Origin of the sequence: Mesorhizobium sp. M0478, from assembly GCF_040321305.1 — a bacterium.
Classification (GTDB): Bacteria; Pseudomonadota; Alphaproteobacteria; order Rhizobiales; family Rhizobiaceae; genus Mesorhizobium.
Genome location: NZ_JAMYRH010000001.1, coordinates 314,429 through 332,830, shown reverse-complemented (window position 1 = coordinate 332,830; position 18,402 = coordinate 314,429). Strand labels below are relative to the sequence as shown.

The following is an 18,402-nucleotide window of genomic DNA, read 5'->3' as shown; positions in this document are numbered from 1 at the left end:
TGGTTTCTAATACATATGGCATCCAACGCGTTCACCCGGATTTGGTTTGCTTTGAGCCGCCTAAGGCGCGCCACGAACGGTAACGTTGCCGTCATCGTTGCCTTCACCTTGCCGGTCGTGGTTGGCGGCGCCGGCCTCGGTGTGGAGACATCCTTCTGGTATTACAGCAGCCTCAAGCTGCAGGCCGTTGCCGATGCCGCGGCCTATGCCGGCGCGCTCGAGAAAGTCGCGGGTTCCGATAACCCGACCATCATCGCCGCCGCCACGCAGTCCGCGACCTCGAACAATTTTGCCACGCCGGGCACGATCCAGGTCAACACGCCGCCATTGTCCGGCCCGAACACCGCGAAGAAGGCAGTGGAGGTCATCGTCAAGCAGAACCTCGACCGCTACTTCACGGCGATTTTCAACCAGGCGCCCGTTGCCGAACAGGCAAGGGCGGTGGCGCTGATCAATGACGCCTCCAAAGCTTGCGTGCTGGCGCTCAGTCCGTCGGCCTCCCAGGCTGCGCTCTTTTCCGGCAACACCACCGTCAACCTCACCGGCTGTTCGGTCATGTCGGACTCGATTGCCTCGGACGCCATAAAGACGCAGGGCTCGGCGGTGCTCAAGGCCGACTGCCTGATCACGGTCGGCGGCATGGTGCTGAACAATCCAGCGACCACAGTCTGCAAGTCCAACATCACCCGAGCCTTGCCGGCAGCCGATCCTTTCTCCGGCTTGGCGACGCCGACAGCCGGCAACCCTTGCAAGAATGTCAATGGCAACAAGACGTCGCAAACACTCCAGCCTGGCACCTACTGTAGCGGCATGAGCCTCAGCGGCAACGTCACCCTGCAGCCCGGCGTCTACGTCGTGCAGGGCGGTATGAAGGTCAACGCCAACGCGGTCGTCGCCGGCAGCGGGGTAACCATCTTCATGGCAGGCAGCAACACCGTCAGCATGAACGGCAACGCCAAGGTGACGCTGAGCGCGCCTACCTCCGGAGCCTATTCCGGCGTGCTGTTCTACGGCGACAGGACCGGGACTGCGGCACAGAGCACCTTCAACGGCACAGCGGACTCGCTTTTGACCGGCGCCATCTATTTCCCCAGGCAGCAGGTCAACTACCTTGGCAACTTCTCGGGGAACGGCGGCTGCACTCAGGTCGTCGCCGACACCATCCAGTGGTCCGGCAGTACGACCATCAAGCAGGACTGCACCAGCCTCGGGATGAAGAACATTCCGGCGACGCAATCCGTTCAGCTCGTCGAGTAGCGGGATGGGTGGGCGGACCTTGCGCATTGTCCTGGACAAATCCGGGATAGCTGCCGTCGAGTTTTCCATGTTGCTGCCCATCCTGTGCCTCGTCTGCCTCGGCATCGCCGACGGCTGGTCCTACGTAACGAGTTACCTGCAGATGCGCGCGGGCGTCAAAACCGCGGCCAATCTCGTAATGGCCGGCGCGTCCAATGACACCGGAACGCAGGCGGTCGCGCTTTCGAGCTGGAACGACAAGCCCGAGGACGCCGCGGTCGTACTGGTCCGCTCCTATTTGTGCGGCGCCACGGTCGTGGATGCGACCACCATTTGCGGCGGAACGAAGCTGCCGACCGTCTTCGTCCAGATAACGGCGACGGGCACCTGGGTGCCCCCGTTTAACTTCGGTGTCTTCCCGGACCCGCGCGCGATCAGTCATCAGCAGGTGATCCGTGTCCGCTGAAAGGATCGGATCCAGGTGGCGCCGTGACTGCTCCGGCGCAGCCGGGCTGGAATTCGCCTTGATCGCGCCTTTCCTGGTGATGCTTTTGTTCGGAATCTTCGCCTTCGGCTGGGCCATGAATGCCGTGTCGACCGTCCGCTATACACTGGAAACCTCTTCCCGGGCGCTGCAGCTGAACAACACGCTTTCGCAGAGCGACATCCAGGCCATCGCCACGCAGAAATTGGTGAACCTGGGTCTGAAGAACGTCATTGTGACGATCGCGACCGACCCTGCCAGCGGCGGTTTCAAGATGGCGCATCTGACCGCCAGCTATGCCTTCGTCATCGCTTTCCCGTATTTCGACCAGTATCCGATAAATTACGCCACGACCGTCACGGTGCCCCTGGTTGCCAGCTAGGATACGGCCGGCTTCGTTGAGTTGGCGGCGCCGAACTCAGACCGTAACGGATCGACTGGGAACCATCGCTCGATCTGAAATTGTACTTGCAAGAGGTCGATTCTCTTCGCGGCTGTAGATGCTTAAAGCTCGCTCCTGAGACCTCAGGGATGGACTTTTTCTATGGAACTAAAGTCAGGCTGCTTGCTTGGTCGCGTCCGTGAAAATCACCGAAAACCAGTCCATCAGTGCTGCAACATGCCGACAGGCTATCTCAGTCACCAAGCCTTTGATCTTGCTGGTGATCCCGACAGGAATCGAACCTGTGACCTACAGATTAGGAATCTGCCGCTCTATCCTACTGAGCTACGGGACCACGCGGCCCGACACATAGCCGCTTCCGATCGTTTCGCCAAGAGGCTCGCCGAAGGCAATGAAGAGGCCGGCCGAAGGCTAATCGGCCGGCCTTTCGTCGGGGCAGGTCAGGCTGCCAGCGCCGTTTCGGCCAGTTTCACCCAGTAGCTCATGCCGTGCGGTATGACTTCGTCGTTGAAGTCGTAGGCCGGATGATGGAGGCCGGCGGTCTCGCCATTGCCGATGAAGATGAAGGCGCCAGGTCGGGCTTCCAGCATGTAGGAGAAGTCTTCGCCGCCCATCACCGGCTGGATGGCGCGGTGGACCTGGGTGTCGCCGGCGACATGTGCCGCGACATCGCCGGCAAAGACCGTTTCTTCCGGATGATTGAAGGTCACGGGATAGTTGGCGTCATAGTCGACAGTGATCGTCGCGCCGAAGGCGGTGGCTATTCCTTCGCAGATGGTGCGGATGCGCTCTTCCGACTTCTTGGCGATCTCTTTCTTCAGTGTGCGCACCGTGCCGGCAATCTCGGCGGTCTCGGGAATGACGTTGTAGGCGTCGCCGGCGTGGAACTTCGTCACCGAAACCACCACCGCCTCGACCGGATCGGTGCTGCGCGAAGCGACCGTCTGAAGGGCGCCGACCAACTGGCTGGTGATGACGATCGGGTCGATCGTGCCGTGCGGCATCGCCGCATGGCCGCCGCGGCCCTTCACGGTGATGGTGAACTCGGCGGTCGCCGCCATGATCGGGCCCGGCCGGATGGCGAACTGGCCCACCGGCAGGCCCGGCATGTTGTGCATGCCAAAGACGCGCGAAATATCGAAACGCTCCATCATGCCGTCCTTGACCATCTCGTTGCCGCCGCCGCCGCCCTCTTCCGCCGGCTGGAAGATGACCGCGACCGAGCCGGCGAAATTGCGCGTTTCGGTCAGATATTTGGCGGCGCCCAAAAGCATCGCCGTATGGCCGTCATGGCCGCAGGCATGCATTTTGCCAGGAATGGTCGAGGCATAGGGCTTGCCGGTGATCTCGTTGATCGGCAGCGCGTCCATGTCGGCGCGCAAGCCGATGGTCGCGCCTTGCCCCTTGCGGCCATGGATGATGCCGACGACGCCGGTCTTGCCGAGGCCCGTCACCACGTCGTCGCAGCCGAATTCCTTCAGCTTCTCGGTGACGAAGGCGGCGGTCTTGAAGACATCGAAATTCAGTTCTGGCGTCTGGTGCAGATGGCGTCGCCAGCCGGCAACTTCATCCTGCATCTCGGCGGCGCGGTTGAGAATCGGCATAATGGTTCCATCTCGCTGTTGGAGCAGACGATCTGGCCTGCTTGATTGCAATTGTGATTGCCATGCTTGTTGCCATCTTGGCACTTTGCCATCTTGGCGTCACATAGGGTAAATAGCACCCCAGACAATGTGATCCGGAAATTGAGGGCCGGATCAGGTCATGCTGGCCATCGCGTAACGAAATCTTACGGAGCCAGGGGCGACTACGGCAAGAGGCGATTTCGGATTCCATGATGCGGCACAGCCATATCCTCAAATTACTGCTAACGGGCGGCTTGGCGCTACCTATGCTGGCTGGGCCAGCTTTGGCCAATCCGGTGATCCTGTTCGACCTCAACAGCGGCAAGGTTCTGCAGCACCAGGACGCCTTCAAGCGCTGGTATCCCGCTTCGCTGAGCAAGCTGATGACCGCCTATGTCACCTTCCGGGCGATTGCCGCCGGCGAGGTCCAGCTCGATTCACCGATCAAGGTGACCAAGCATTCGGCGGGCGAACCGCCGAGCAAGATGGGCTTCAAGCCGGGCTCGGTGATGCGGCTCGACAATGCGTTGAAGATGATGCTGGTCAAATCGGCCAACGATATCGCCATGGCCATCGGCGAAAACATAGGCGGCTCGCAGGCCGGATTCGCCGTTCGCATGAATGCGGAGGCGGCGCGGCTTGGCATGACCGGAACGCATTTCGTCAATCCGAACGGCCTGTTTTCGCCGGAGCAGTACACGACGGCGCGCGATCTTGCCCTGCTGGTGATGGCGATCCGCAAGGAATTCCCGCAATACGCCCCCTGGTTCTCGATCGAAGGCCTTGCCGTCGGCAAGAAGGCGATCTCCAACTACAATCTCTTGATCGGGCGCTATCCCGGCGCCGACGGCATGAAAACCGGGTTCGTCTGTCCCTCGGGCTTCAACATGATCGGCTCGGCGACACGCAATGGCCGCACGCTGGTCGCGGTCGTGCTCGGCGAAAAATCGGCGATCAGCCGTGCCGAGACCGCCGCCAGGCTGCTCGACCAGGGCTTTGCCACGCCCGACCCGAACTGGCTCACGGTCGCGGCCATGCCTTCCTATGGCGATACAATGTCACCCAACGACATGCATGATGAGATCTGCAGGAAGAAGGCGCCGCACGAGCAGTCCGAGGCGGCTCCGCCGGTGGCCGCGAAGGGTGCCGACGTGCCGAAATCGCCCTATCAGGAAAAGCTCGACCACGTGCCGACGCTGGTTGCCGTGGGCCTCGGCGGCGCCACCGGGCCGGCGCCGAAGGCGATGCTCGACCAGGGCGGCCAGGAATACGCCGATGTGCCGCTGCCGAGCTGGCGGCCAGACATTCCGGCGCCAAAGGGCGCCGAACCGGCCGTGGTGGGCCAGGCAACCGCGGTGCAGGGCGACCAGCTGGTCAAAGCCGCGAACTAGGCGATGGCTGGCTTTCCGATACCCGTCACGGTGGTCACCGGCTTCCTCGGCGCCGGCAAGACGACATTGCTCAACCGGCTGCTCAAAGATCCGGCACTGGTCGACACGGCCGTCATCATCAACGAATTCGGTGAGGTGGCGATCGACCACCTGCTGGTCGAGCAGGCCTCGGACGGCATCATCCAGTTGTCCGACGGCTGTCTGTGCTGCACGGTGCGCGGCGAACTGGTCGATACGCTGGCTGACCTCGTCGACCGGCTGCAGACCGGCCGTATCGCCCGCCTTGCCCGCGTCGTCGTCGAAACCACCGGGCTCGCCGATCCGGCGCCGGTGCTGCAGTCGATCATGGCGCATCCCGCCCTTGTGCAGGCCTTCCGACTTGATGGCGTCATCACGCTGGTCGACGCGGTCAACGGCAACGCGACGCTCGACGGCCATGTCGAGGCGGTCAAGCAGGTGGCAGTCGCCGATCGCATCGTGCTGACCAAGGTCGATCTGGCCAGCGATCCCGGCGACGTCGATGCTTTGCGAACGCGACTCCATCAGCTCAATCCAGGCGCCGTGGTGCTGGACGCCGGCGACGGCCGAACCGGCGTCACGGCGCTGTTCGATTGCGGCCTCTACAATCCGGCGACCAAATCCGCCGATGTCCGGCGCTGGCTCGGCGAAGAAGCCGCCCATGAGCACCACCATCATCATGATCACGGCGAACATGAGCACCACCACTGCCACGATTCCCGCGTGCGCTCCTACTCGCTGGTCCATGACGGCCCGGTGCCGTTTTCGGCGATCGAGATGTTCCTCGACCTGCTGCGTTCTGCGCATGGCGACAAGCTTTTGCGGATGAAGGGCGTCATCGAGCTTGCGGAGGACCCGTCGCGGCCGCTTGTCGTCCACGGGGTGCAGAAGATCCTGCATCCGCCGGCGCGGCTGCTGGCCTGGCCGGACGGCCAACGCGGCACCAGGCTGGTGCTGATCACGCTCGATATGCCGGAAGATTATGTGCGCCGGCTGTTTTCCGCCTTCACCAACCGGCCGTCGATCGACACGCCGGATCGCGCGGCGCTGGAGAGCAATCCGCTGGCGATAGCCGGGGGCTGATTGTCAGGCTCGCTCTGCGCCGCGTTCGACCAGGAAGCGGTGGCCGCCGCTGACGGCTGATGTTTCAACAAGCTGGTGGCCAGCGTCGGCGCAAAAGGCGGGGATGTCGATGACCGCCAGCGGGTCGGTGGTCTCCAGCCAAAGCCGGCTGCCCGGCCGCATTGCCGCCAAGCGTTTTTTCGCCTTGAGAACGGGCAGGGGGCAATTCAGGCCCTTGAGGTCATAGATCGCGGTGTGATTTGTTTGTTTGTCTTCATGCATGTCTTTGTCCCAAAACCGCGGCGCACTTTGGGCGGCATGCATCGACAAGGCGAAAACCTCAGCCGCCGAACATGCCTAGCAGCTTGTTCTTGATCTTCGACATCCGGCTTTCGTCCGCCGGCGGTTCTGCAGGCGCCGCCTCGACGCTCGCAGTGGCGACCGGCTGCTGGGCGGCCTGCTTGGCTGCTTCCTTTTCGGCCAGCGCTTGGGCCTTTGCCGCTTGCTTTTCAGCCAGTGCCTGGGCCTTGGCGGCCTTCGCTGCCTCAATGGCAGCAACCCGCTGTTCCTCGGCCTTGCGCTTGGCCTCCTTCTCCGCGTCCAGCGCCGCCATTTTGCGGCCGGCCGGCGAATCGATGCGGCCCATGCGCGCCGTCTCGGTCAACGTGCCGTCGGAATTCAGCGACGGCGGTTCGATCGGCACGCGCTCGCCCCGGGCGCGGCGCTTCGACCAGTCGGAAACGATGCTGGCTTCCTTGATGCCGGCAATGGTCGGCTTGGGCGCCGGAACACTGGCCTTGACCGCGCCGGTGAAGGCCGCGTCATAGCTGCTTTGATAGGCGTTGAGTGCGCTCTTCAGCGAATCCGGCTGCGTGGTCGCGGGGCAGGCGCCAGTCGGATCGAATGTCGTGCCCTCAGGCGCCACCTGGTTGAAGACATAGCGCTTGTCGCAGACATCGACCTTCGGCGGCACCTTGGTGATCTCGAAATTGTCGTAACCGACCTTCAGCATCTTCCAGAACTCATAGTTCGGGTCGTTGCGGTAGCGCGCCATGTTGGCGGCGGTCATGCGGAATGGGAACGCCTGGATCTGGAACTCGGTCTGGCCGCCCTGGAAGGCATCGCGACCAAAAGCGTAGATCTGCTCGATCTGCGGGTCCGTCATCGAATAACAGCCCGACGACGAGCAGGCGCCATGCACCATCAGATTGGCGCCGGTGCGGCCATTGGCACGGTCATAGGCGTTGGGATAGCCGATGTTGAAGGACAGGTGATAGTTCGAGCGCGGATTCATCTGCGACGGGCGGACCGTATAGAAACCTTCCGGCGCCTGGCGGTCGCCCTCGGTGTATTTTGGGCCGAGCTTGCCCGACCATTTGCAGATGTCGTAGCTGGCGACCATCTCGTAGCGGCCGGTGGTCTTGGCCTTCCAGATTTCGAGCTTGCCTTCTTCCTTGAAGATGCGAGCCATCACCGACGAGGTGCGGATCATGCCCTTGGCCTTCATGTCGGCCAGGATCTTGTCCGGCAGCGGTTTGCTGGCTTCCGGCGCAAAATTCTTCATCGAGGAATCGTTGCAGCCGGCAACGCCAAGCGCGGCGATCAGAAGTCCAGTGCGGGCAAGCTTTGTAAACATGGATACGGCTATGTCTTTTTCTCGCGGCACGGCCGGATAGCGCCCGGTCCTGTATGCTGAACACTGACGGACACCCTAAGCCCGTTAACCTTGAAAATTCCTTACCGCAAGCGTCGGACGGCGTCCCCCACCGCATTCGCCCGGTGTCACGGATTTTTTATTGAGCCGAATGCGGCGGCATTTTTGTGGCGAAATTGCTCCTTACGCCACATTGCGGTGCGTTGCCCGCCGAAATCAGAGGCTGCGGCCCATCGCCAGGTATTTTTCGCGGCGCTGCTCGCGAAAATCGGTATTGGCGCCGGCAAATTCCTTCATCGTCTTGGCAATGAGGTCGCCGGTGGCGGCGATCACCGTTTCGGGCGCGCGCTGGGCGCCGCCGAGCGGCTCGGCAATGATGGCGTCGATGATCTTCATTTCCAGAAGGTCCTGGGCGGTGATCTTCATGTTGGTCGCCGCATCCTTCGAGCGCGTGGTGTCGCGCCACAGGATCGAGGCAGCGCCTTCCGGCGAGATCACCGAATAGATGGCGTGTTCCAGCATGTAGACGCGGTTGGCGGTGGCGATCGCAATGGCGCCGCCCGAACCGCCTTCGCCGATTACAACCGAAATCGATGGCACTTTGAGGCCGAGGCAGGCCGAGGTTGAGCGGGCGATGGCTTCAGCCTGGCCGCGTTCCTCGGCGCCAACGCCGGGGTAAGCGCCGGCGGTGTCGACCAGCGTCAGAAGTGGGATCTGGAAACGGTCGGCAAGTTCCATCAGCCGCACGGCCTTGCGGTAGCCTTCAGGGCGCACCGAGCCGAAATTGTGCTTGAGCCGGCTCGCCGTGTCGGAGCCCTTTTCCTGGCCGATGACGGCCACCGGTTCGCCGCGGAAGCGGGCGAAGCCGCCGATGATCGCCTGGTCCTCGCCGAAATTGCGGTCGCCGGCGAGCGGCGTGAAATCGCTGAACAGACCCTTGATGTAGTCGAGGCAATGCGGCCTGTCGGTGTGGCGCGCGACCTGCACCTTCTGCCACGGCGTCAGCGCCTTGTAGATGTCGCGCAGCGCGTCGCGCACGCGCTTCTCGAGCCGGCTGATTTCGTCGCCGACGTCGACCGCCTCGCCATTCTCGGCAAGCTTCTTCAGCTCGAGGATCTTGAGTTCAAGGTCCTGCACCGGCTTTTCGAAATCGAGGTAATTGTACATTCTTGAGCGGACCGATGCGTCGGAAGGCAAACATCGCGCAGATGTAGGCTCCGCGCGGGCACGTTGCCCTCACATAGCGATATGAGGCCTAGTCGGCAAGCGGATGATGATCGTTGACCAGCCGCACCAACCGCTCTTCCAGCACATGCGTGTAAATCTGCGTGGTCGAGATATCGGCGTGGCCGAGCAGCTGCTGCACCGCCCTGAGATCGGCGCCGTTCTGCAGGAGATGGCTGGCGAAAGCATGGCGCAGCACATGCGGCGAAATTTTCGCCGCCGATATGCCGGCCCGCGCGGCAAGGCCTTTGAGATCGCGGGCAAAGACCTGCCGGGAGAGAAAGCCGCTGTCGCCGGCGGCCGGGAACAGAAACGGGCTGTCGGCGAAAGCCGGCACCGTGGCCCGGGCTGTGAGCCAAGCCCGCATCGCCGTGCGGGCCTTGGCCGACAGCGGCACCATGCGCTCCTTGTCGCCCTTGCCGCGCACCATGAAGAAGCGGTCGTCGCGCTGGGCGACGGTCACCGGCAGGCCGACTAGTTCGGAGACGCGCAAGCCGGTGGCATAGAGCACCTCCACCAAAGCGTGCAGGCGCAGTGCAGCCACCCGGTCACCATTGACGGCATCGCCTGTCTCAAGCGCGGCGCGGTCGAGCAGCCGACCGGTATCGGCCTCGCTCATCGTCTTGGGCAGCGGCCGGCCCTTTTTCGGACTGTCCAGCGTGCCGGTCGGGTCGTCGCCGCGCAAGCCCTCGGCGTAGAGAAACTTGAAGAACTGGCGGATCGCCGACAGTTTGCGCGCCTGCGACGTCGACGCAAAGCCGCGCGCCGCGATATCGTCGAGATAGGCGCGGATGTCGGCTGCGGCGGCAGCGGCAAGCCCGCCGGCAATCTGCTGCGAAGCGTCTTCGAGATCACGGCGGTAGGAAGACAGCGTGTTTGCAGCGGCACCGCGTTCGGCGCTCATCATCTCGAGAAAGGCTTCGATGCGAGCCGCGCTGTTCATGTTCCAGGGGTCAGTTTTGGGTCAGTTTTTCTTGGGGTTCAGCTTTTCCGGTGGAATGCGCACGGTGATTTCGGCTTTTTTCGGCTCGACGAACATCGCCAACGCCACCATCGTACCATAGGCAATGCCGGCAAGAATCATCATCGTCACGACAAAGCGGAACAGTGTCGGCATCAATCTTCGCCCGTCTTCTTGCTCTGCGATTCCAAGCCCTGTGTCCTTATGGGACGCTAATTCCGTCAATTCAAGGACGAAGGGCTCTGCGTGCGAAAGGCGCTGTGCTTGACGCAAACGGGCTTTTGATGTCGATACGCCGGCAAAGACGGCTTAGAAACAGCATGGTCTCATGAACGCGTTACCAGCAAATCCTCCCGGCGATAGCCATGCCGCGCTGCTCGACAGGCTGGGCAGCCGCTCGATCGTCTTTGTCGGCCTGATGGGCGCCGGAAAGACGGCGATCGGCCGCAAGGTGGCGACGATGCTGTCGCTGCCCTTCGTCGACAGCGACCAGGAGATCGAAACCGTGTCGCGCATGACGGTGCCGGAACTGTTCGAACGCTATGGCGAGACCGAATTCCGGGCATTGGAGCAGCGCGTCATCCTGCGCGTGCTGGAGAGTGGGCCGCAGGTGCTGTCGACCGGCGGCGGCGCGTTCATGAATGCGCAGACGCGGGAAGCGATCGCCGGGCATGGCGTGTCGGTGTGGCTGAAGGCCGAGATCGACCTATTGATGGAACGCGTGTCCAAGAAGCAGAACCGGCCGTTGCTCAAAAGCGCCGATCCGCGCGCCGTGCTCGAGCGACTGATGGGCGAGCGCTACCCGGTCTATGCCACGTCCAACATCACCGTGCCGACACGCGACGACCGCAAGGAGGTCATTGCGACGGAGGTTGTCGACGCGCTGTGCGGGCATTTCGGCATTCCGGCTCCGACTGCGCCAGGCGAGGTGCGGCTGTGAGCGAACCGGTCACTGTCGAGGTCGGCCTTGGCGAGCGTGCCTATGACATCCTGATCGGCCCTGGCCTTTTGGCGCGCGCCGGCGCCGAGATTTCGCGCCGCCTGCCCGGCACGAGGGCGGCGGTGGTCACCGACGACAATGTCGCGGCGGCACATCTCGACGCGCTGAAGGCCGGTCTGGAAACAGGCGGCATCCAGCCTGCCGTCATCACTTTGCCGGCCGGCGAAAAGACCAAGAGCTTTGCCCATCTCGAAGAGGTGGTCGACGGCGTGCTCGCCGCCAAGCTGGAGCGCGGCGATGTCGTCATTGCGCTCGGCGGTGGCGTCATCGGCGACCTGACCGGCTTTGCCGCCGGCATCGTGCGCCGCGGCATGAATTTCGTCCAGATTCCAACCTCGCTGCTGGCGCAGGTCGATTCCTCGGTCGGTGGGAAGACCGGCATCAACAGCCCGCGCGGCAAGAATCTGGTCGGCGTCTTCCATCAGCCGAAGCTGGTGCTGGCCGACACCGAAGTGCTCGACACGCTGCCGATCCGCGAATTTCGCGCCGGCTATGCCGAGCTTGCCAAATACGGGTTGATCGACCGACCGGCGTTTTTCGCCTGGCTGGAAGCGAACTGGGAAAAGGTGTTCGCCGGTGGTGCGGAACGGGCGGAGGCGATTGCCGAGGCCTGCCGCGCCAAAGCCGATGTCGTCGCCCGCGACGAGTTCGAAACCGGCGACCGCGCACTGCTCAATCTTGGCCACACGTTCGGCCATGCGCTGGAAGGCGCCACACAGTATGATGGCGCCCGCCTCGTCCATGGCGAAGGCGTCGCCATCGGCATGGCGCTGGCGCACCGCTTTTCCGCAAGGCTCAATCTGGCCAGCCCGGACGACGCGGCGCGCGTGGAGGCGCATCTTCGCGCCGTCGGTCTACCCTGGCGGATGGCCGACATCCCTGGTGAGTTGCCCGATGCCGAGGCGCTGCTTGGCTTCATCACCCAGGACAAGAAAGTGTCGCGCGGCGCGCTGACCTTCATCCTGACGCGCGGCGTTGGCCAGGCTTTTATTGCCAAGGATGTACCGGCGTCGGAAGTGCTTTCGTTCCTCAGGGAGAACCACCCGGGCCAGGAAAGCCGGCAGCGATGATCAACGAGCCCGGCTGGACCGTCGTCGCCGTCCTTGCCATCCTCATCCTGCTGGTCCTGGCCGTGCGCACGCGCCTGCTTGCCATGTTCGGCTATGAGCTGTCGCGCATCGAGCCGCAGCGCTCGACACAGGACGAGTTGCGCGGCGCGGTCGACGATTTCCGCCGCGACGGCCAGATGGTGCGTGAGGACCGCGACCGCGTCGGCGGGCTGTTCGATCTCGCCGAGCTCGAAGTCTCCGACATCATGGTCCACCGCACCAATATGCGCTCGGTCAATGCCGACAATGGGCCGGAAGCGGTGGTGCGCGAGATCCTGCAAAGCCCGCACACCCGCATGCCGTTGTGGAAAGGCTCTCTCGACAACATTGTCGGCGTGCTGCACGCCAAGGACCTGCTGCGAGCGCTGAACGAGGTCGGCAACGACTTTTCCCGGATCGACGTGATGAAGATCGCTTCGAAGCCTTGGTTCGTGCCCGACACCACGACGCTGCAGGAACAGCTCAACGCCTTCCTGCGCGCCAAGGCGCATTTCGCTATCGTCGTCGACGAATATGGCGAGGTCGAAGGGCTGGTGACGCTGGAGGACATTATCGAGGAGATCGTTGGCGAGATCGCCGACGAGCACGATGTAGACATTCAGGGCGTGAAGCAGGAGGCGGACGGTTCCGTGGTCGTCGACGGCACCGTGCCGATCCGCGATCTCAACCGGGCGCTCGACTGGAACCTGCCTGACGAGGAAGCGACCACCATTGCCGGCCTGGTCATCCACGAGACGCAGTCGATCCCCGAGGAAAAGCAGGCTTTCACCTTCCACGGCAAGCGCTTCGTGGTGATGAAGCGCGACAAAAACCGGATCGCCAGAATCAGGATCAGGCCGGCGGGCGAATCTTAAAGGTACCGAGCAGGCCCGCCACATGACGCTCTTTGCCGAGCTTATGCCGCGATCTGGCTCGTAGACCGTTCGTGGATGGTCGCACCGGTTTGAGCGTCAACTGCGACCAGGCTGACCTCGTAGCCCCAGAGGCTGCGGACATGGCGCAGCGTCGCGTCACGGCTGGCCCCTTCGAGCACAACACCATCCTTTACCCTGTGTTGCAGTCGCAACTGCCGGTCGCCGAGCAGGTCGACATCAATCACCTGGATGTCCGGCCGATTCGCTCCAAGGTCGTAACCGTGGGCTAGCTCGGCCCGTATCTTGTGATAGCCACGTTCGTTGTGGATCGAGGCGACTTCGAAATGCGGTTGGTCGGCTCCATCGCCAAGCACGAAGAACCGCCATTTTCGGATCAAGCTCGGGCTGAGGTACTGGCGGATAAAGGATTCGTCGCGGTGGTTGGCCCAGGCCTCAAGCAGGACCTCGCGCCAGTTGCCATGTCCTGCAATGTCCGGGAACCAGTCGCGGTCCTCCGCCGTCGGCTCGGTCGAAATGCGCTGTATGTCCTGCATCATGTCGAGGCCGAGGGCATAGGGATTGATGCCTGAAAACCGGGGATCGTCAAAGGCCGGCTGGAAGATCACGTTCGAATGGTTGCGCAGGATTTCGAGCATGGCACCTTCGCCGATCCGGCCGCGATCGAATAGCATGTTCATGAGCGTATAATGCACGAAGGTGGCGCAGCCTTCATTCATGACTTGAGTCTGTCGCTGCGGGTAGAAATATTGCGCGATGACGCGGACGATCCTGATGATCTCGCGCTGCCAGGGTTCCAGGATCAGGCTGTTCTTCTCGAGGAAATAAAGGAGGTTTTCCTCGGGAAGGTTGAGCGATCTCTTGCGCTCCGCCATCCCTTGATCCTCATTGCCGGACTTGTTTTTGTTCTGCGACGGCGGCAGCGTGCGCCACAGATCGTTGTAGGAGCGCTCTTCGTATTCGAGGCGCTCGCGAAGCCCTTCGCGCTGTCGCTCCGACGAGAGCTTTGGCGGCCGGTGGTAGCGGAACACCCCTTGTTCCATCAGCGCATGGGCGGAATCGAGAATAGCCTCCACTGCTGCAAGGCCGTGCCGCTCCTCGCACCGGGCGATGTAGCCCTTGGCGAAGTCCAGATAACCCAGGATTGCCCCGGCGTCGGTCCATTGCTGAAACAGATGATTGTTCTTGAAGAAATGATTGTGGCCAAGCGCCGCGTGGGCCGTCACAAGGGCCTGCAAGGCCATGGTGTTTTCCTCCATGAGGTAGACGATGCAGGGATTGGAGTTGATGACCAGTTCATAGGCCAGCCCCCGACCACCCTTACGGTAAAGAAGCTCCTGGTGAAGGAAATGTTTGCCGAACGACCAATGCCGATACATCAGTGGCATGCCGATAGATGAGTAGGCGTCGAGCATCTGCTGGGAGGAGATTATCTCCATCTGGACCGGGTAAGTATCGAGATGCAACTCGTCGACCGCGATCGCCTCGATCTCTTCAAAAGCCCGCGATAATTTCTCGAAATTCCAGTCGGAACCGGAAAACAACAAATTCGTTTCGTTGGCTCGCCTGACCATCTCTCTCTCTCAAGCGCTCTTGATGGCCACCGGCTGCCTGGCGAAGAGCCGGTGGAAGACCGGGTAAATATCCGCGGGAGCAGCGATGCGGCTCATCTGGAAGTTGGGCCATTTCAGCTCGATCGTACTGTAGGCGCGCCAAAGCGACGTCCCGTTTTCGGTAGCACCGAATATGTGGCTCTCGCGTTCGTCGATGATCTCGACATAGGCGAAATACTGGCACAGGCGCATGAGCTTGCCGTTCATGAGCTCTATGCATCGCTCGGAATCGGTGGTGAAATTGTCCCCGTCAGAGGCCTGCGCGGCGTAAATGTTCCACTCGCTGGCAGGATAGCGCTGGCCGATAATGCGGTGCATTTCGTCGAGCGCGGTGGAGACGATCGTACCGCCGCTCTGCGTGTTGTAGAAGAACGTGTCCTCATCCACTTCGTGCGCCTCATGGGTATGGCGGATGAAGACGATCTCCGTGCGTTCGTAGCGCCGTTTCAAGAACAGGTGCAGCAGCACGAAGAAGCGTTTGGCCAAGTCCTTTTCGCGTTGGCCCATCGATCCGGACACGTCCATAAGGCAGAACATGACGGCATTGGCATTCGGCACCGGCCGGGCGTCGAAGCGGTTGAATCGGATATCGACCGGATCGACAAAGGCAATTCGCCTGCGCCGTCGCTCCAGCCGGTCAAGCTCGTCGCGTAATTCCGCGATGCGCTGGCGCACCGCCGCGCCGGCCGGGGCCGACTCAAGCGTGACGATTTCCCGGAGGATCGCCTCCAGTTCCTGCTGCGTGGGGCGCCTCAGCGCAATGCGCCGGCCTAGGCTGTTGCGCATCGTGCGGCCGGCATTGATGTTGGTCGGGGAACCAGTTGCCGCGAAGCCGGCCCGGCGCGGCTTGAAGGCAAGGATTTCCTTGAGATTGAGCTTAACCAGGTCGGGCAGTTCGAGATCCTCAAAAAAGAGTTCGAGCACCTCCTCGCGTGACAGCACGAAACGAAAATCGTCTTCCGACGCCGTGTTTCCTGGCGACGACGCCGCGCCGCCCCCATGCGGCTTCGGGAGCAGGTCTCCAGGGGAAAAATGCCTGTTGCCCGGAAGGATGTGTCGGCGCCGTCCGCTGGCCCTGTCATCGTTGAAGCTCGGCTCGGCCGTTTTCCTTTCAGGCATGGGCACGGCGTGCTCGGTATCCACGTCGGCGATCCTGCCAGTGCGGATTTGATCGCGAATGCTCCGCTTCAACTCCTCGCGAGCACGCCTGAGGAAGCGCTGTCGATTGCCAAGGCTCTTGTCCTTGGGGTTCAGGCGACGGTCGATGAAGATCGGCATGGAACCATCCGGCTCTGTCAACCCGCCTTGTTCACCCGCATGTACCAGTCCACCAGCCGGCGTACCTGCCGTTCTGTGTAGCCACGCTCGATCATGCGCTGTACGAATTCGTTATGGCGCTTTTCCGTAACGCTGTCTTGCTTGGAGCCGAAGCTGATCACCGGCAAGAGGTCCTCGACCTGTCCGAACATCCGCTTCTCGATGACCTCGCGCAGTTTTTCATAGCTGGTCCATGACGGGTTGCGGCCGTGGTTTCTCGCGCGAGCGCGCAGAGTGAACTTCACCACCTCGTTACGGAAGTCCTTGGGATTGGCGATGCCTGCCGGTTTCTCGACCTGCGAAAGTTCGTTGTCCAGGATCTCCCGGTTGAGGATCTGGCCGGTGTCGGGGTCCTTGTAGTCCTGGTCCTCAATCCAGGCATCCGCATAGGCGATGTAGCGGTCGAAGAGGTTCTGGCCGTATTCGCTATAGGACTCCAGATAGGCCTTCTGGATTTCGTGGCCGATAAACTCGGCGTAGCGCGCCGCAAGCTCCGACTTGATGAATTCAAGATAGGCCGCTTCCGTTTCCTTCGGGAACTGCTCCCGCTTGATCGCCTCCTCCAGAATGTACATCAGATGCACAGGATCGGCGGCCACCTCCTCATTATCGAAGTTGAATGTCTGCGAAAGGATCTTAAAGGCAAAGCGCGTGCTGACGCCCGTCATGCCTTCATCGACGCCGGCGGCGTCGCGATACTCTTGGACCGACTTTGCCCTGGGATCGACTTCCTTCAGATTTTCGCCGTCATAGGCGCGCATCTTGGTGTAGAGCGGCGAGTTGTCGTGCTCGGCCAAGCGCGTCGAAACTGCAAAGCGGCTGAGGATGTCCAAAACTTCAGGGGCACAGGGGCTGGCGGCCAACTCGCTCTCACGCAGCAATTTCTCATAGATCTGCCTCTCTTCGGTGATCCGCAGGCAATAGGGTACCTTGACCACCAGGATGCGATCGAGAAACGCCTCGTTGTTCTTGTTGCTCTTGAACTGTTGCCATTCCGACTCGTTGGAATGGGCGACGATGATCCCCTGGTAGGGAAAGGCGCCGAAATTTTCAGTGCCGTTGTAGCTGCCTTCCTGTGTCGCGGTCAGCAGCGGATGCAGAACCTTGATGGGTGCCTTGAACATCTCGACGAATTCAAGCAGACCTTGCGTGGTCCGGTTCAGGCCACCGCTATAGGAATAGGCATCGGGGTCGGACTGGCTAAAATTTTCCAATTGCCTGATGTCGACCTTGCCGACCAGGGCCGAGACATCCTGATTGTTCTCATCGCCAGGTTCGGTCTTGGCAATGCCGATCTGGCGCAGCCGCGAAGGCATCAGCTTGACAACGCTGAATTTGGAAATGTCGCCAGACAATTCGTCGAGGCGCTTGGCCGCCCATGGCGAAATCAATCCGTTCAGCCGGCGCCGGGCTATGCCGTATTTATCCTCTAGCAGATCACCCATGTGATCGGGATGGAACAGCCCAAGCGGCGACTCGAAAACCGGGCTGATCTGGTTGCCGACCTTCAGCGTGTAGATCGGGCGCTGCTCCATCAGTTTCTTCAGGCGCTCGGCCAGAGAGGATTTGCCGCCGCCGACCGGGCCGAGGAGATAGAGGATCTGCTTGCGTTCTTCGAGCCCCTGCGAGGCATAGCGGAAATATCCAGCTATGCGCTCGATCGTATCCTCCATTCCATAGAAGTCGGAAAAATGAGGGTAGATCTTGAGGGTCCGATTCGCGAAAATGCGGCCGAGGCGCTCGTCTTTGCTGGTGTCAACCAGTTTTGGTTCGCCGATTGCGTCGACCATCCTTTCGGGCGCCGAAGCGTACATCGATTTGTCTTCCCGACAGGCAAGAAGATACTGTTGGATGCTGACCTCTTCGTCCGCCGCATTGGCATAAATTTCCGAAAAAAGATCGAAGACGTCGGATTGGGTTGCACGCATGATGTTCTGCCCTCGGAGCCGATCTGGATTCCAATCGCCTCATCACCTTCAACTGTCGGAAAGCATTGTTGGTTCCCTTCACATGAAGGAGAGTGGCTGCAATCCGGGTAGAAGGCTTGGGAGGAAACATTCGGAGTGGCTGGAATGGCGGGTTGCCCGGTGCTGCGGCGCTGATGGGCGGCGTTGTCGCCGGCCAGCTATCTCGATGGACACAAGCATCCGCCGACCTTCATCGCCTATTCGCGCGCCGAAGGCCGCGACGACCAATCGAAGGCTTTGCCAAACGCCTGCGCGCCATCGGCACTGAAGTGACGCTGTTCGACGGCAACGCCTACACGCATATGTCGATCAATCACGACTTCGGCGAGGACGGCGACGCGTTGACCGCCGCGATGCTGGCCTTCCTTGAATGGACCGTCGGTTGATCGCCGGATCCCCGCGAGGCGTCCTGGATCAGACCAAAAGCCCCGGCGGGACATTGCCGACCCGGCGCCTACAGGTGCAA

At 61.7% G+C, this 18,402-nt stretch carries 18 protein-coding genes and 1 tRNA gene; 9 read left to right on the top strand and 10 right to left on the bottom strand.

Translation table 11 applies throughout. From position 1 onward, the window contains the following. Positions 1–51: 51 nt before the first annotated feature. From NKI64_RS01590 to NKI64_RS01580, 3 genes are read left to right on the top strand one after another with little or no spacing between them, the layout of a single operon-like run. The gene (locus tag NKI64_RS01590; protein WP_348529196.1) at positions 52–1,257 is read left to right on the top strand and encodes a pilus assembly protein TadG-related protein; all 1,206 of its coding nucleotides are present in this window, start codon (positions 52–54) and stop codon (positions 1,255–1,257) included. 19 nt (positions 1,258–1,276) lie between these two features. After that, positions 1,277–1,702 (top strand): TadE/TadG family type IV pilus assembly protein, encoded by a 426-nt coding sequence (locus tag NKI64_RS01585; RefSeq protein WP_245260130.1) that lies wholly within the window; start codon positions 1,277–1,279, stop codon positions 1,700–1,702. Then, positions 1,692–2,102 carry a TadE/TadG family type IV pilus assembly protein gene (locus NKI64_RS01580; RefSeq protein WP_023708223.1) on the top strand — a complete coding sequence of 137 codons (411 nt, stop codon included), beginning with the start codon at positions 1,692–1,694 and terminating at the stop codon, positions 2,100–2,102. The genes NKI64_RS01585 and NKI64_RS01580 overlap by 11 nt, the downstream gene beginning before the upstream one ends. A gap of 278 nt (positions 2,103–2,380) precedes the next feature. On the opposite strand, the gene NKI64_RS01575 is transcribed toward NKI64_RS01580, so the two are convergent. Beyond that, a tRNA-Arg gene (locus tag NKI64_RS01575) sits at positions 2,381–2,457 on the bottom strand. 106 nt (positions 2,458–2,563) lie between these two features. Next, positions 2,564–3,727: a M20 aminoacylase family protein gene (locus tag NKI64_RS01570; RefSeq protein ID WP_023699100.1), complete on the bottom strand. Its 1,164-nt coding sequence runs from the start codon at positions 3,725–3,727 to the stop codon at positions 2,564–2,566. Positions 3,728–3,960: 233 nt separating this feature from the next. Between NKI64_RS01570 and NKI64_RS01565 the strand changes: the two genes are divergently transcribed. Continuing rightward, positions 3,961–5,139 carry a D-alanyl-D-alanine carboxypeptidase family protein gene (locus NKI64_RS01565; RefSeq protein ID WP_023694057.1) on the top strand — a complete coding sequence of 393 codons (1,179 nt, stop codon included), beginning with the start codon at positions 3,961–3,963 and terminating at the stop codon, positions 5,137–5,139. A gap of 3 nt (positions 5,140–5,142) precedes the next feature. Continuing rightward, positions 5,143–6,240: a CobW family GTP-binding protein gene (locus NKI64_RS01560; protein ID WP_352666280.1), complete on the top strand. Its 1,098-nt coding sequence runs from the start codon at positions 5,143–5,145 to the stop codon at positions 6,238–6,240. A gap of 3 nt (positions 6,241–6,243) precedes the next feature. On the opposite strand, the gene NKI64_RS01555 is transcribed toward NKI64_RS01560, so the two are convergent. The 5 genes from NKI64_RS01555 to NKI64_RS01535 all read right to left on the bottom strand — a co-directional run bounded on the left by NKI64_RS01555 (position 6,244) and on the right by NKI64_RS01535 (position 10,214). Further along, entirely contained in the window at positions 6,244–6,501 is a 258-nt protein-coding gene (locus tag NKI64_RS01555) for a sulfurtransferase TusA family protein (protein WP_352666614.1), read from the bottom strand. A gap of 58 nt (positions 6,502–6,559) precedes the next feature. Then, positions 6,560–7,855 (bottom strand): L,D-transpeptidase family protein, encoded by a 1,296-nt coding sequence (locus tag NKI64_RS01550; RefSeq protein WP_023751683.1) that lies wholly within the window; start codon positions 7,853–7,855, stop codon positions 6,560–6,562. A 234-nt stretch (positions 7,856–8,089) separates the two neighbouring features. Beyond that, entirely contained in the window at positions 8,090–9,040 is a 951-nt protein-coding gene (locus NKI64_RS01545) for an acetyl-CoA carboxylase carboxyltransferase subunit alpha (protein WP_023670665.1), read from the bottom strand. An 88-nt stretch (positions 9,041–9,128) separates the two neighbouring features. Beyond that, a complete protein-coding gene (locus NKI64_RS01540) occupies positions 9,129–10,040 on the bottom strand; it encodes a site-specific tyrosine recombinase XerD (protein WP_027050748.1) in 912 nt (303 codons plus the stop codon). A gap of 21 nt (positions 10,041–10,061) precedes the next feature. Next, entirely contained in the window at positions 10,062–10,214 is a 153-nt protein-coding gene (locus tag NKI64_RS01535) for a hypothetical protein (protein WP_023670666.1), read from the bottom strand. Positions 10,215–10,386: 172 nt separating this feature from the next. On the opposite strand from NKI64_RS01535, the gene NKI64_RS01530 reads away from it, so the two are divergent. From NKI64_RS01530 to NKI64_RS01520, 3 genes are read left to right on the top strand one after another with little or no spacing between them, the layout of a single operon-like run. After that, entirely contained in the window at positions 10,387–10,998 is a 612-nt protein-coding gene (locus tag NKI64_RS01530; protein WP_023670667.1) for a shikimate kinase, read from the top strand. Then, complete coding sequence (gene aroB / locus NKI64_RS01525) at positions 10,995–12,128, top strand: 3-dehydroquinate synthase (RefSeq protein WP_023694054.1); 1,134 nt, start codon at positions 10,995–10,997, stop codon at positions 12,126–12,128. Before NKI64_RS01530 ends, aroB begins: the two co-directional genes overlap by 4 nt. Further along, positions 12,125–13,021 carry an HlyC/CorC family transporter gene (locus NKI64_RS01520; RefSeq protein WP_023670669.1) on the top strand — a complete coding sequence of 299 codons (897 nt, stop codon included), beginning with the start codon at positions 12,125–12,127 and terminating at the stop codon, positions 13,019–13,021. The genes aroB and NKI64_RS01520 overlap by 4 nt, the downstream gene beginning before the upstream one ends. A 41-nt stretch (positions 13,022–13,062) precedes the next feature. Here the strand turns inward: NKI64_RS01520 and NKI64_RS01515 are convergent, their stop codons facing one another. From NKI64_RS01515 to NKI64_RS01505, 3 genes are read right to left on the bottom strand one after another with little or no spacing between them, the layout of a single operon-like run. Then, on the bottom strand, positions 13,063–14,613 hold the full coding sequence (locus tag NKI64_RS01515; RefSeq protein ID WP_023685369.1) for a SpoVR family protein: 1,551 nt from the start codon (positions 14,611–14,613) through the stop codon (positions 13,063–13,065). Between the two features lie 9 nt (positions 14,614–14,622). Next, complete coding sequence (locus tag NKI64_RS01510; protein ID WP_023685368.1) at positions 14,623–15,930, bottom strand: YeaH/YhbH family protein; 1,308 nt, start codon at positions 15,928–15,930, stop codon at positions 14,623–14,625. Positions 15,931–15,947: 17 nt separating this feature from the next. Continuing rightward, positions 15,948–17,897: a PrkA family serine protein kinase gene (locus NKI64_RS01505; protein WP_023686732.1), complete on the bottom strand. Its 1,950-nt coding sequence runs from the start codon at positions 17,895–17,897 to the stop codon at positions 15,948–15,950. Between the two features lie 173 nt (positions 17,898–18,070). On the opposite strand from NKI64_RS01505, the gene NKI64_RS01500 reads away from it, so the two are divergent. After that, entirely contained in the window at positions 18,071–18,322 is a 252-nt protein-coding gene (locus NKI64_RS01500; RefSeq protein ID WP_352666277.1) for a hypothetical protein, read from the top strand. Positions 18,323–18,402: the final 80 nt, after the last annotated feature.